The following is a 14,074-nucleotide window of genomic DNA, read 5'->3' as shown; positions in this document are numbered from 1 at the left end:
CAAGGCGGCACGCCCTATGGGCGTCCCCTACAGCATAAAAAAGGCGCTGTCTTCATGCGACAGCGCCTTTTCTGCAGCTTACTGGCCTTTGAGGCGGCTCAGTGTATCCTGGGCAAAGGCCTTGGCCCGGTCCAGGTGCAGGTCTTCCCCCGCTTCCGGCCGATGCATGTACTTGTCCTTGTCCGTCCAGGCGACGTACGTCCCTATGACGCCGCTGTCAGGCTCGAGGAGCTCTACGGCACTGCGCAGGTGCTTGGAGGCCTGATCCGAATAGGGATCGTCGTAGAGCGTGGCAAAGACGGCGACGTGGTCGTTGCCGATTTTCTTCAACGCTTCCTGCCCTTTAGGGTCCGCCTGGTTCTCGTCGATCCAAAAACCGGCAAAGACGCAGTCATACGATGAAAAGTCATCGGGCATGTCGTCGACACTGACGCAGGGCGTCCCCTGCGGAAGGCCTGCGGCGATGGCATGTGCAATTTGTTCAATACGTCCGGTCTGAGAAGAATACACAACAATGGCGTTCATCATAACATCTCCTTTTTATATTTTGATACTAATTATCGTTTTATGTACTACTAGTATAACATAAAAAGGCTGCCATTGTCCAATAGTTAATTTATAATTTTAAGCTGTTTCTTTATAGTTTAAAGTAATACGTTTAAGTAAACCTCTCAGACCGCCTTCGGCGGCCAGCTCCCCTATCAGGGGAGCCTTTCGTTCTGTCGCATGATAACGTAAACGGGCGCCCCACGTGGGCGCCCCTACAACTTAAACTTATTTAGTTTTCTTCGATGACTTTCCCCGGGTTGAGGATCCATTTCGGGTCGACGGCGCGTTTGATGGTCTTCATGAGGTCCAATTCGGCCGGATCCGTATATTCTTCCATGTATTTCAGGCGCTTCAAGCCGATGCCGTGTTCACCGGACAGGCGGCCGCCCAAGCCGTAGACGTATTTATACGCTTTGGTCCGGAATTCCTTCAGCTGTTTTTCCCAGTCTTCGTCGCTCATATCGCATTTGAGGATCTGGAAATGGAGGTTGCCGTCACCGGCGTGGGCCAGGCAGAAGACGCGGAAATCGTAGTTCTTGCTTTCCTTGACCAGGGTCTGGATGCAGTCGGCGATTTTCGTGACCGGAACGACCAAGTCTTCCGACGTGGCGACTTTCGAGAAGACGCGCGTGCTTTCCAGGCAGTTGCGGCGGACTTTCCAGACGCGGTCGTCGGCTTCGACGATGTCCGTAGCCCCACATTCTTCACAGACAGCGGCCAATTTTTCCATTTTATCGTCCAATTCGTCTTCATTGAAGGTTTCGATGGAAATGATATCATAACAGCCATCTTCGTAGTGAGGCAGTTTCAAGTCGCTGTAATCGCTGGCGCTGCGGACGAAGTTGTTATCCATGAATTCGACAGATGTCGGGTTGAGGCCGGCTTTAATCAGTTTCGGTACCAGAGCCGTCGCCTTGGCCAGGTCCGTGAAGACGGCCAGGACGTCGAGTTTATACGGCGGCAAGGGAACGAGCTTCAACGTTGCCTTGGTGATGATGCCCAAGGTTCCTTCGGAACCGATGATAAGCTGGTCCAGGCAGAAGCCGGTTGAGCATTTCTTTAAAGTAGCGCCGAGGTTGACGATCTTGCCCGTCGGCAGGACGGCTTCAATGGAGTAGACCTGGTGGCGCGTCGTGCCATAGCGGACGGCTTTGTTGCCGCCGGCGTTGGTAGCCAAGTTGCCGCCGATGAGGCAGCTGTCGGAGCTGCACGGGTCACCGGCGTAGAGCAGGCCCTTTTTGCGGGCTGCATTCTGGATGTCGATAGTGCGGACACCGGCTTCGACGGTCATATACATGCCATCTTCGTTCAATTCGATGATGTGGTTCATCCGTTCCATGAGCAGGACGATGCCTTTATAAGCCGGAACGGCGCCGCAGCTGACGCTGGTGCCGGCACTGCGCGGCGTGACCGGGACGTCGAAGCGGTTGGCGATCTTCATGATTTCCGAAACTTCCTGGGTATTAGCCGGCAGGACGACGACTTCCGGTGTCTTCCAGAAGGACGGTGCCAGGCTTTCATCGGATTTATAGATGTCCAGGACATCGGCATCGGTCTTTACATATTTATCACCGACGACGGCTTTCAAAGCGTCGATGACTTCAGCTGTAACCGGATTATATTCTTTCATTGTAAGAACCCCTTTACTTTTTAATGAAAAATGGAACCATCATTTCACTTATTGCAACTATTTCTCGTGAATTATGAATATTATAGTACACAAGGTGCCATTTGTCTTGGAAATTGTAAAAAAAAGATATACAGTTTAGTCATTTTAATACATGCACAAACGTAATAAATATGGTAAAACGTATAACCGTAGAGCATAAAAGGCACTGTCACATGAAGACAGTGCCTTTTTCCGTAGGGGTCGCCTAAAAGGCGACCCGCTGTGAATCGTGGGTATGAGCATTTGGGTATATGCTACGAACCACGAACACGATCGTCCCACAAGCGTGCCGAACAGGACAAGCCCCTACTGCCGAACGGGGAAAGTGGCGGCGGCGTGGCCCATGACAGTGACTTTGTAGTCTTCCGGCAGATCGGCCTGCGCTTTTTCCCAGGCTTCTTCCAGTGTTGCTGCCGGGATGAGGCCACTGTGACGGATGATGTCGAAGTTTTCCGGCCGCGTGACGACGTATACCGCCTTCATGGAGCGGAAAATGCAGTGCGACTTGAAGGCGACGAAGGCGGGAATGGAAAAGTCTGCCCGCAAGTCCCTTTCAAAGGCTTCCATGTCGCTGCGGAAGAACCAGTCCGTAAAGATGGCCGGTTCTTTGATATCCGGGCAGTCCAGGGTCAGGATCATCGTGCCGCCCGGCTTGGTGGCGAAGACGGCGTTCATGGGCGCCTTCATGCTCTGGTAGAGGTTCATGTCCTTGGGATAGCCGCCGGCCGATGCGATGGTAATATCCGCCAGTTCCTGGATGGGAACGCTGGCGATGTGCAGCAAGTCGTCACAGCCTTTTTTCCAGGCATCGTACCAATGGCCGCCGACGACTTCATAGAGATCGCCGTCTGCAGAAAAGACGGTGTTGACCAGAAAACAGGGATTGAGCAGGGCTGCGGCCTGTTTCATATCGTCGTGGAGGGGATTGTCTTCCAACAGACTCGTTTCGCATCGGGGATTGCAGCCGCCGCCAAAGGTATCGGTCAAGGCCATGGCGTGGTTGCGCATGATCGTTTCATAGCTGGCAACGCCGGGCAGGACGGCTTTGCGGCCGCCGCCAAAACCGGCCATGGGATGGAAGGATACGGCGCCGGTCAAGATGACTTTATCGGCCTGGACGACGTGCGAGTCGAGATAGACGTCATTGCCATGCGTCGTCGTCCCGATTTTGGTCAGCTGCGACGCATCGCGGCAGTCATGGCTGACGACTTTGACGCGCTTGACCATGTCTTCGCCGCAGACGATGACGTCTTCTTCCGGCCTATGGGCCCGGTGCGTCCCCTGGGCCGTGACGACGGTAATCTGTTCGTCCCGGACGCCGGCCTGGTTCAATTCATCGACGATGACCGGCAGCATCTGTGCCGTATGGACCAGACGGGTAATGTCACTGACGATGATAGCTACCGTATCGCCGGCCTGGACGACGTCTTTGAGCGGTGCGCTGCCGATAGGGTGGCGCAGAGCCTGTCGGATGGCTTCCTGTTCATCGGCTACGGCATCGACGGGATTGCCGTGCAGGTCATACAATACGTGTGCTTCATCGAGCGAAACGGTCTGTGTACCCTTCCCAAAGGGAAGAGAAAAAGTCTTCATCATAAAAAATACCCCTCTTTAATATAAATATAGTTTTAGAACAAGTTCCAGCGTCCCATGTACAAGGCGACCAGGGAGCGGATAAACAGACAGACGAACAAGATGTAGGTCAGGATATACAAAAAGTTTTCAAAGTCATCCATATGTTCCGACTTCTCGTGGACATGGCGGAAATGGTTCAAGAGAAAATGTCCCATCCGATGGTCGCTTCCTTTCCTTATTCTCCGCCGTGCGGAAATAATTCATGAACGCGCCGGGCCGACTCTTCGTCTTTGCTGATGCCCTTGAGCAGGGTCCGTTCGGAATTTTCCATGTGCTTCTTGGCGACTTTGCGGGCCATGGCACTGTTGTGATCGGCAATGTTTTCCACCATCTGCCGATGTTCTTCCCACGTCGCTGCCAGGCGGCCGGGATAGTGCATGGAAATGGAGCGGAAGCGCAGCATCTGTTCGCGCAGATTATTGAGTATATCGACGAGGCGCTGGTTCCGGCTGGCATGATAGAGGACGTCATGGAAACGGACGTCGGCATCGACGATCTTATCGAATTCGTCGTTGTCGATATATTCGTTGATTTCGACGAGGATCCGTTCCAGGTATTCCAGTTCGTCCGGCGTGATCCGTTCAGCTGCCAGGCCGGCTGCCAGTTCTTCCAGGGCGCTGCGGATCTCGAAGACCTGGGCGATATCCTTCAAGGAAATATCGGCGACATACGTCCCGCGCCGGGGAACCATGACGACGAAGCCTTCCAGTTCCAATTTGCGGATGGCTTCGCGGATCGGCGTCCGGCTGACGCCGAGTTCATCGGCCAGCTGGATTTCCATGAGCCGTTCCCCCGGTTTGAGTACGCCGTCCTTGATGGCCTGGCGCAGGGTTTCGCTGACGACTTCGCGCAGCGGCTTATAAGCATCTAATTTAATCGGTTCTAATGCATGTTGTCTTTTCGTGGTTTTCATCGTTCTATCTCTCACCTTCCACTCATTTCACTATGGCCGTCATGTATACGTCGACATCATGCCACGACGCCGTCTGGCTGCGGACGGTCTCTTCCTGTCCAGGCGGGACCAGGGCGAACACCGTCGGCCCACTGCCGGCCATGAGCGGCTGCAGGCCTAACGCGGTCAGGCGCTGCTGACAATCGGCGACTTGCGGCACATTGGGAATGATCAGTTCCTCAAAGGTATTCCCCATGGCCGCCGTCAATCCCTGGAAATCGCCGGCCCGGACGGCCTGCTCGACGGCATCGACAGCGACGGGCGCCGTCTGGATCCGGCTGTCGAACAGGGCATAGGCCTGTTTGGTCTGTACGGGCACGCGGGGATGGACGATGACCACGGACCACGCCGGCAGGGGCGGCAGGCGTTTCAGTTCCTCGCCGATACCGGTGCCGCGCATGGTGCCGCCACAGATGCAGAAAGGCACGTCGGCACCGAGACCGGCACCGAGACGGCAGAGTTCTGTTTCTGGCAGCTCCAGCCCCCAGAGGCGGTTGAGGCCGCGCAGGACAGCGGCGCAATCGGTACTGCCGCCGGCCAGTCCGGCGGCGATGGGGATATGCTTTTCGATATGGATGGTCACTTGTTGATTGTCCTTTTTATACGGACAAAGTGCCTTCCAAGCCTTATAGGCCAGATTCGTTTCGTCGCAGGCCAGCGACGGCTGCGAACAAGTGAGCTCGAACGCATCGGCTTCGCTCACGGTCACGGTATCGCAAAGGCCTATCGATTGAAAGATAGTATCAATATTGTGATAACCATCGGCACGACGGTCAGTTATGGCCAGGGCCAGATTAATTTTCCCATATCCTTTTTCTACTATATTCATCATACTTTCACTCCGTGCATAAAATGTGCATTGTCTTATTGATTAAAATTTTCCCTATGTTATAATGAGACGACAGCAGAGAACAGCGCCCTTTGCGCATCCTCTGTGAATGCACACTTTCATCATTATACTATAATGATTATACCGTTTTTTCCTTTACTTTACAATTCTTCATTCAACACGGAGGAAAAAAAATTATGAAAACCCTGACTTCACCTACCCTTTGGGAATTAGCCGTCCCCTACCTGGCGTCCTTTGTCGGCAGTCTGGTCGTCGCCATCGGCATGAATGCCTTCTTCATCCCCTTCCACTTATTGAGCAGCGGCCTCAGCGGGGTAGCTATCATGTTCTACTTCCTGACCGGCCTCCCCGTCGGCATTGGCATCTTCATCCTCAACATCCCGATCATGATCGCCTGCTACAAATTCATGGGCCGCAGCTATACAGTCCTAAGCATCGTCGGTACAATCATGCTCTCGGTCCTGGTCGATGTCACGTCCTTCCTGTCGACGTGGAACATCATGCACGACGCCATGCTGTCATCCATTACCGGCGGTATCTTGTCGGGCATCGGCTTCGGCATCATCTACAAATACAATGGCAACAGCGGCGGCCTGGACGTCATCGGTGCCATCGTCAAGAAATATTATTCCCTGGAAATGGGTACGGTCACGATGATTCTCAATCTGGTCATCCTCCTGGCCGCAGCCTGGCTCTTCTCCCTGGAACGAGCCGTCCTGACCTTCGTCGCCATCTACATCGCCGCCTTCATTACCAACAAAGTCGTCATCGGCCTGAAACAGCGTAAAAGCGTCATCATCATTTCCAACCGGGCCACGCCGATCGCCCAGGTCCTCATGCGCTACGTCGGCCACGGCGCCACCTATCTCCATGGCCAGGGCGCCTATACCATGCAGGATAAACGGGTCATCTACGCCGTCATAAAACTGACCGAAGTGGCCAAAGTCAAAGAAATCGTCAACAAACTCGACCCCCAGGCTTTCATGATCATCAGCGACGCCTCGGAAGTCGTAGGCCGCGGCTTCACGACATCACCCGTCAAATACCACCAGTATCCCGGCGATGCCCTCTCCATGCCGCATACGAAAAAGAACATGCCGCCAGAATATTAGGGAACTAGTGATTCGTACCAACCTCTCAGACCGCCTTTGGCGGCCAGCTCCCCTATGATGGGAGCCAAAAAGGAGCTGTCGCACATGCGGCAGCTCCTTTTAAGTGGCTAGTGGTTAGTGGTTAGTGGTTAGCGAATGGCTTTTAAAGGTTTTCTCTGCAAACTACAAACTCCGCACTACAAAATATAAAGCAAAAAGGGGCCGCCGCATGATAGCATAAACCATCATGCAGCGGCCCCACATATCACATATCACGAACCTGGCACTGTACGAAATTCCCACATATACGAAAGCGGGCGCCCTACGTGGGCGCCCCTACAAATTACTAAATACGGATTTCGTTGGTATCGCGGTAGATGAGCCATTCGGCGATATTGTTGGCGTGGTCGGCCATGCGTTCGATGTATTTTATGACCAGGACCAGGTCGATGTAATCCTTGGAGTTTTCCGGATGAGCCGCCATTTCGGCAGCCAAGGTTTCCATGAGGTTATTGAAAGACTGGTCGACGATATCGTCTTTATCACGCATGAGGCTGGCCTGAGACGAAGTGCCCCGTTCCTTGTAGAAATCGATAACATCGCTGACCATGGAGGCCATGACGCCGTACATTTCCTTAATGCCCTGCGGCAAGGGCACGTTGTGATGGGTCTGTTCCAAATGGATGACGTAGTGGCTGATGTCGGCGCAGTGATCGGCAATCCGTTCTAAGTCGGAGAGGATTTTCAACGTCGCCATCAAGCTCCGATAGTCAGCCGCTACGGGACCCTGCATCATACTGATGGTCAAGTCTTTCTTCATACAGTTCTTGACCAAATCATCGATGACATCGTCGCCATCGTAAATGCGCTGAGCCAATTCGATGTCCTTGTCTTCCAGCGCTTTCCAGGCATTTTCGACGGCCTGTTCGACCTTCATGCCCAGGTTAATCATATCGTGTTTCAATTCTGCTACGGATTTTTCGTAAACTTCCAGCATAAGTCCCTTTCCTCCTCTTAACCGAAACGGCCGGTAATGTATTCTTCCGTCTTAGGATTAGACGGATTGGTAAACATGTCCAGGGTATTATTGTATTCAATGAGTTTGCCTAAGAGGAAAAATGCCGTCTTGTCGGAAATGCGGCGAGCCTGCTGCATGCTGTGCGTGACGATGACAATGGTATATTTTTCCTTCAGTTCCAAGGCCAGGTCTTCAATTTTCTGCGTCGAAATCGGGTCCAATGCCGATGTCGGTTCGTCCATGAGGATGACTGACGGATCCGCTGCCAAGGTACGGGCAATGCAGAGACGCTGCTGCTGGCCGCCGGAAAGACCGAGAGCGCTCTTATTGAGGCGGTCCTTCATTTCATCCCAGCAGGCAGCCTGGCGCAGGCTCTTTTCGACGATAGCATCGAGCTGCTTCTTATCCTTGATGCCCTGGATACGCGGACCATAAGCGATATTTTCATAGATGCTCTTCGGGAACGGCGTCGGCTGCTGGAAGACCATGCCGACACGGTAACGCAGGGCCAGGGGGTCGACTTCCTTGAAGATATCCTTGCCTTCAAAGCGGATATCGCCAGTGACCCGGCAGCCTTCGACCCAGTCGTTCATGCGGTTCAGCGTCTTGAGGAACGTCGACTTGCCACAGCCCGACGGGCCGATGAGGGCTGTGATTTCATTTTTCCTGATTTTCATGTTAATGTCTTTCAAGGCCTGGAACTCATTATAGAAGAGGTCCATGTGGCTGACATCAAAGGTATATTCCGCCGTACCCGTAGCAGCCTGTGCGCCTTCCTGTACGGCTTCTGCAGCCCGTTTCTTTTCAATCGTCGCTGCGGCAAAGCCGGTCAGCGTCGTAGTCATTTCTGCCATTATTTATTTCCTCCCATTTTCTTGTCAATTCGATAGCTGAAGTAGCGTGCAGCCAGACTGAAGACGAGGACCATGATCATCAGGATGGCCGACGACGCAGCAGCCTGCTGGGCAGCGTCTGCATGAAGGGCTTCCGTACGCAAGGCCCAGATGTGAAGGGCCAGTGTTTCGCCGGGACGGAAGGGATTGAGCGGACACGACGTGGCCGTAATATCCCAGTTCGTCCAGTCGATGTCTGTCGACATACCGGCCGTGAACATCAGGGCAGCGGCTTCACCGAAGCCACGGCCGGCGGCCAGGATGAGGCCGGTCATGATGCGCGGGAAGCAGGCCGGCAAGAGGACGTGCCAGATAGTCTGCCAATGAGAGGCACCCAGGCCCAGGCTGCCGTTGCGGTAGCTCGGCGGCAAGTTGCGCAGGGCGTCTTCGGTAACGGACGTGACCAAAGGCAGGGTCAGGATGGATACGGCCAGGGCGCCGGCCATGAGGTTCCACTGAGAACCGGTCATGACGATGAAGACCAGGTAGCCGAACAAGCCGACGACGATAGACGGCAGGGAGGCCAGGGTTTCGACGGCCATGCGGACCCAATGAGTGATGCGCCCTTTCTTGGCGTATTCGGCCAGGAAGATACCGGCAGGGATCCCCGTAATGGTACTGGCGACGAGGGCCAGAACGACGAGGTAAATCGTATTGAAGAACATGTTCCCCAGACCGGTCGGGCTGAAGGACAGGAGCTGCGGGGTCATGCCGCTGACGCCGCTGACGACGACGTAGAGGACAAAGGCGATGAGCAGGATGACGGCAAAGGCGGCACCGCCGGTAAAGATGGCCGTCATCATTTTATCTTTCTGTTTTTTCGTTTCAATACTTGTCATATTAACTCCGTCCTCCTTTTAATTCGGAAGCGGCATTGATCTGGTGGATTACAAAGATGAACAGAAATGACAGCAGGAACAGGACCAGAGCCATCGTCCACAAAGCAGCGTTGTATTCGCCGCCTTCCATGGCGCCGCCCATATCGGCCGAAATAGCCGTCGTCAGCGTGCAGGCCGGCAGGAACAGGGACGTCGGGAAGACTTTCATCTGGCCGATGACCATGGCGACAGCCAGGGCTTCGCCCAAAGCGCGGGCCAGGCCCAGGATGATGCCGGTGAAGATACCGCTCTTGGCGGCCGGAAGTACGACGTGGGCAATCGTTTCCCAGCGCGTCGCGCCGAGGCCATAAGAAGCTTCACGCCACGACTTGGGCACGGCGGCCATGGCATCGGCGGCCATGGTCGTAATGGTCGGGAAAATCATGATAGCCAGGACAATGCCGGCAGCTAAAACGGAAAAGCCAAAAGGCATGGGGAAAATATGACGCAGTGCCGGAATGAGGACGGTCATGCCGACGAAGCCATAGACAACCGACGGGATACCCGTGAACAATTCGATAGCCGGCTGAATGAGGCGGCGCCGCTGGGGCGTCGCGATTTCCGTCATGTAAATGGACGATGCCAGACTGAAAGGCAGGGAAATGATCAGCGACAAGAGACAGGTGACCAGCGAGCCAGCCAGGAACATAGCTGCGCCGACCTGACCGCCACCTTCTGCCGTATCGCTAGGCTTCCACTGACCGGAAAAAAGGAATTCCGTCACGCTGTGGCCAAATGTGAAAAATGTATCTGTACCTTTAATGAAGAGAAAAGCGCCAATGAGAAGCGGCACCAGTGCCATACCGATGCCGCAAATAGTGATGAACGTTTTGGCTGCTTTCTCGTTGCGGTGAGCCCGTTGGACTACCATTTCGATTGTATTCATACCCGCTCCTCCAGTAAATTAGTGAACTTCTTTGGTCTGCATCTTCGAGCTTACGCCATAGCCGAGTTCTTCGATGCGTTTGCCGTAATCAGCGCCTGTGATGTATTCGATGAAGGCCTTGACGGCAGCTTTCGGTTCTTTGCTGGTGTAGATGTGTTCATAACCCCATACACTGTATGTACTGTTATAGGTGTTTTCCAGTGTCGGAGCTACGCCATCGATAGAAACGGAATCGACCGTGTCGTTATTGAGCAGATACGGCAGAGCGACATAGCCGATAGCACCCGGATTCTGAGCGACGCTCTGGATGAGGATACCGGAGTTATCCGTTTCCAGGGATTTGTTGTCCGCTTCTTCAGCACCGTTGATAGCGTACTGTTTGAACAGGGCACGCGTACCGGACGTCTTCGGGCGGGTAACCAGAACGATAGGCATATCTTTACCGCCGACATCTTTCCAGTTGGTGACTTTGGCCGTGAATACGTCCTGCAACTGCTGACGGGTCAAGTTCTTGACGCCGACGTCTTTATTGATGATCGTAGCGACTGTCATGACACAGACTTTGTGGTCTTCCAGCTTTTCAGCTTTAGCTTTGTCCAGTTTCGTTTCAGCCGGTACGTCGGAGTTACCCATATCGACAGAACCATCGGAAACCTGTTTCAGACCCGTGCCAGAACCGCCGGCATTAAGAGTGATCGTAACGTCCTTATTGTTGGCCTTGAATTTTTCGGCAGCATCTTTGACCAACGGCAGCAAAGCCGAAGAACCAGAACCGGTAATGCTTCCGGAAACAGCAGCGCCTTTCCCGGAATCAGCTTTCTGCTGACTTCCGCAACCGGCAGCCCCAATGGCCATGGTAGCAGCTAAGGCGACAAGAACTAACTTTTTCCACTTCATAAAAAATCCTCTCCTTTAAATAAACGAATCTGAGATGTTCCTGATTCTGAATACAGTTTTATCCTACCAAGGAGATGTAAGGACTTTATGTATGTATTGTAAAATATTGTAAAAAAAGAGGCTGTCGCATTAAGACAGCCTCTTTTTTTTGTAGGGGCGTCCCGTGGGGCGCCCGATGCGTTGCCACGTGCAAGCCCCTACGGATTCCCCCTACATCGGCAGGGTGACGGTGATGGTCGTGCCTTCGTTTTCTTTGCTGTTCAAGGCAATGGTACCGTGATGCTGTTCGACGATGTGCTTGACGATGGCCAGGCCCAGGCCCGTCCCCTTGATCTTGCGGGAACGGCTGGAATCGGCCCGGTAAAAGCGTTCAAAGACGCGCTGCTGTTTATCTTCCGGGATGCCGATGCCCGTGTCGCGGATGACGAAGAAAGCCTTATGGCCGTCGTGGCGGACATCGATGTAGACATGGCCGCCAGGCCGGTTGTACTTGACGGCATTATCCAGGAGGTTCATGATCATTTCCCGGAACAGGCCGCGGTCCGCCCATACTTCCGTATCGTCCATGGTACAGTGGACAGTGACTTTCTTTTCCATCAGGACCGGTTCCATGAATTCTACGATATCCTGAATCAAACCGCTGAGGCGCAGCCGTTCGGGATGGATTTGGCGCTTGCCGTCTTCGATGCGGGCCAGGTGCATGATTTCTTCAATCATCTGCAAGAGGCGCAGGGCTTCCTTGCGGATAAGTGTGCCGAAATGGATGACATCGTCTTTATTCTTGAAAATGCCCGTCGACAATACTTCGGCAAAGCCGCTGATCGACGTGAGGGGCGTCTTCAGTTCGTGCGATACGTTGGACGTGAATTCCCGGCGCAGCTGTTCCCGGTGCTCCTGTTCGGTCACGTCGTCGATGATGAAGAGCATGCCATAGAAATCATCATCTTTATAGACAGGCTGGATGGTCAGCAGGTACAGTCGGTCGGCCCGGGTCAGTTTCACGTCACAGGCACTGTCGATGTGCTGCAGCGTATCCCAGGATACATCGGGCAGGAGTTCCTTCAGATTGCGCTGCAAGACGTCCTGGGTCTGGCCGGCGCCGAGGAAATGGGCGGCCCGCAGGTTGAGACCGGCAATGCCGCAGGCCTGGTCCGTCAGGATGACGCCTTCCTGGAGATTTTCCATGATGAGGCGCATGATATTGCGTTGCTGTTCGAGGCTGCGCATATTGTCGGTAATGGTCTGGCTCTGCAAAAAAATCTTATCGACCAAAGGCTGCAATTCATGGTCGACCCGCGGCGGCTGCACCATCTTCACGTCGGTGTCGTTGATCTGGCGGATGAACCGGGCCGTCTGCCGGAGCGGGCTGAGGAGGCTCGTCGTCAGCAAGCGCGACACCTTGATGCAGGCCAGGGCCGACAAGCCCAGGAGCAGCAGCGCCCAGGGCAGGAGGCTGAGGAAATGGGCGTAAAAAGCATCCCGTTCCAGACTGACCCGCAGGATTGTCCCGTCGGGCAGTTTCTTAGCATAATAATAGAGGGCCTTGGATACGGTCTGGGAATCGCGGACGGCCGTCCCCTTGCCGTTCTCGATGGCCTCTTGGACTTCCGGCCGGGCCAGGTGATTTTCCATGACCCCTTTGTCATAGTCCGATTCAAAGAGGACATCGCCATCGGTATTGATCCAGGTAATGCGCAGGCCATCCGTCTCGTGGACGCCGAGTTTCTTCAAATACACGGACGTATCCTTCCCTTCCTCGATCGTCGTCTCGACGACGTCCATGGCCATGACCAGTTCCTGCTGTATCTGGTGCTGCGTGGAGTTCCAGAAGAACCACGTCGAAATGAGCAGGGTCACGGCCATACAGGCCAGCCCCATGGTCAGCAGGCTGAGGTAGACTTTCCGCTTCATACGTTCCCTCCGATGACATAGCCCACGCCGCGCACAGTATGGATAATCTTGCCGCCGTCGCCCAGTTTCTGGCGCAGGCTCTTGATGTGCATATCGATGGTCCGGCTTTCGCCTTCATACGTGAAGCCCCAAACGGCTTCCATGATCTGTTCCCGCTTGAGGACGATATCCGTATTGACCAGGAGGTAGCGCAGGAGTTCAAATTCCTTGACCGTCAAGTGGCAGGGCTTGCCGTCGACGGTTACGATATGTTTTTCCTGGTCCAGGGAAACGGTGCCATACGTATAGAGGTTCGTTTCCGTACTCTGCCGGCCCGAACGGCGCAGGACGGCGCGGATGCGGGAAATGAGCTCGACGATGCCGAAGGGCTTGCAGACGTAGTCATCGGCGCCACCATCGAGGCCCCTGACGATATCGTATTCGCTGGTCTTGGCCGTCAGCATGATGACGGGCAGTGTCTTGTACTGCTGAGTCTTGCGCAGTTTGTCAAGGATATCATTGCCGCTTTCACCGGGCAGCATGATATCCAAGAGGAACAAAGCCGGTGTCCGCTTCTCCAAAGCCGGCCAGAATTCCTTGCTGTCAGCAAAGGTTTCCACCTCGAAGTCCTGGCTGCGCAGGGCATAACCGACGAGTTCACGAATATTTTCATCATCTTCTACACAGTAAATCAAAGGCATAAAGCGACAGTCCTTTCATGTAAAATCTAGTTTTCTCACTTTATTCCATTATAGCGCAAAAATGCAAATACGCCCTGTAAAAAGAGGGTAAAAAAAGGGCCTGTCGCACGTAATCGTGCACAGGCTCTTTTTATGTATGCAAAAACATCATAGCTTTATGGTCGT

Annotated in this window: 14 protein-coding genes; 1 reads left to right on the top strand and 13 read right to left on the bottom strand. The window is 54.0% G+C overall.

Features of this window, described 5'->3' with window-relative positions; genetic code table 11:
- Window positions 1-78: 78 nt before the first annotated feature.
- The 6 genes from WMO23_RS09095 to ispE form a co-directional block, all read right to left on the bottom strand.
- Entirely contained in the window at window positions 79-525 is a 447-nt protein-coding gene (locus WMO23_RS09095; RefSeq protein WP_020310779.1) for a flavodoxin family protein, read from the bottom strand.
- A 253-nt stretch (window positions 526-778) separates the two neighbouring features.
- Window positions 779-2,179, bottom strand: coding sequence for an FAD-binding oxidoreductase (locus tag WMO23_RS09090; RefSeq protein ID WP_020310780.1), 1,401 nt, complete (start codon window positions 2,177-2,179; stop codon window positions 779-781).
- 345 nt (window positions 2,180-2,524) lie between these two features.
- Entirely contained in the window at window positions 2,525-3,814 is a 1,290-nt protein-coding gene (larAH10, locus tag WMO23_RS09085) for an NPN-dependent 2-hydroxyacid racemase, LarAH10 family (RefSeq protein WP_020310781.1), read from the bottom strand.
- 32 nt (window positions 3,815-3,846) lie between these two features.
- Entirely contained in the window at window positions 3,847-4,008 is a 162-nt protein-coding gene (locus WMO23_RS09080; protein WP_014015072.1) for a hypothetical protein, read from the bottom strand.
- A gap of 20 nt (window positions 4,009-4,028) precedes the next feature.
- Complete coding sequence (locus tag WMO23_RS09075; RefSeq protein WP_020723879.1) at window positions 4,029-4,766, bottom strand: GntR family transcriptional regulator; 738 nt, start codon at window positions 4,764-4,766, stop codon at window positions 4,029-4,031.
- 22 nt (window positions 4,767-4,788) lie between these two features.
- Entirely contained in the window at window positions 4,789-5,637 is an 849-nt protein-coding gene (gene ispE, locus WMO23_RS09070; protein WP_239639733.1) for a 4-(cytidine 5'-diphospho)-2-C-methyl-D-erythritol kinase, read from the bottom strand.
- A 194-nt stretch (window positions 5,638-5,831) separates the two neighbouring features.
- On the opposite strand from ispE, the gene WMO23_RS09065 reads away from it, so the two are divergent.
- Entirely contained in the window at window positions 5,832-6,767 is a 936-nt protein-coding gene (locus WMO23_RS09065; protein ID WP_020311756.1) for a YitT family protein, read from the top strand.
- Window positions 6,768-7,092: 325 nt separating this feature from the next.
- Here the strand turns inward: WMO23_RS09065 and phoU are convergent, their stop codons facing one another.
- From phoU to WMO23_RS09030, 7 genes are all read right to left on the bottom strand, one after another.
- Window positions 7,093-7,743: a phosphate signaling complex protein PhoU gene (gene phoU, locus WMO23_RS09060; RefSeq protein WP_292108244.1), complete on the bottom strand. Its 651-nt coding sequence runs from the start codon at window positions 7,741-7,743 to the stop codon at window positions 7,093-7,095.
- A gap of 17 nt (window positions 7,744-7,760) precedes the next feature.
- On the bottom strand, window positions 7,761-8,618 hold the full coding sequence (gene pstB / locus WMO23_RS09055; protein ID WP_296820543.1) for a phosphate ABC transporter ATP-binding protein PstB: 858 nt from the start codon (window positions 8,616-8,618) through the stop codon (window positions 7,761-7,763).
- Entirely contained in the window at window positions 8,618-9,496 is an 879-nt protein-coding gene (gene pstA / locus WMO23_RS09050) for a phosphate ABC transporter permease PstA (RefSeq protein ID WP_292108242.1), read from the bottom strand. The genes pstB and pstA overlap by 1 nt, the downstream gene beginning before the upstream one ends.
- 1 nt (window position 9,497) lies before the next feature.
- Entirely contained in the window at window positions 9,498-10,421 is a 924-nt protein-coding gene (gene pstC, locus WMO23_RS09045) for a phosphate ABC transporter permease subunit PstC (RefSeq protein WP_292108241.1), read from the bottom strand.
- An 18-nt stretch (window positions 10,422-10,439) separates the two neighbouring features.
- Window positions 10,440-11,318, bottom strand: coding sequence for a phosphate ABC transporter substrate-binding protein (locus WMO23_RS09040; protein WP_292108240.1), 879 nt, complete (start codon window positions 11,316-11,318; stop codon window positions 10,440-10,442).
- Between the two features lie 210 nt (window positions 11,319-11,528).
- On the bottom strand, window positions 11,529-13,229 hold the full coding sequence (locus WMO23_RS09035) for a sensor histidine kinase (RefSeq protein WP_292105516.1): 1,701 nt from the start codon (window positions 13,227-13,229) through the stop codon (window positions 11,529-11,531).
- Window positions 13,226-13,909 carry a response regulator transcription factor gene (locus WMO23_RS09030; protein ID WP_020311750.1) on the bottom strand — a complete coding sequence of 228 codons (684 nt, stop codon included), beginning with the start codon at window positions 13,907-13,909 and terminating at the stop codon, window positions 13,226-13,228. The genes WMO23_RS09035 and WMO23_RS09030 overlap by 4 nt, the downstream gene beginning before the upstream one ends.
- Window positions 13,910-14,074: the final 165 nt, after the last annotated feature.

Source organism: Megasphaera intestinihominis, from assembly GCF_040096415.1.
GTDB lineage: Bacteria > Bacillota > Negativicutes > Veillonellales > Megasphaeraceae > Megasphaera > Megasphaera intestinihominis.
This window is presented reverse-complemented; position numbering and strand designations above follow the sequence as displayed.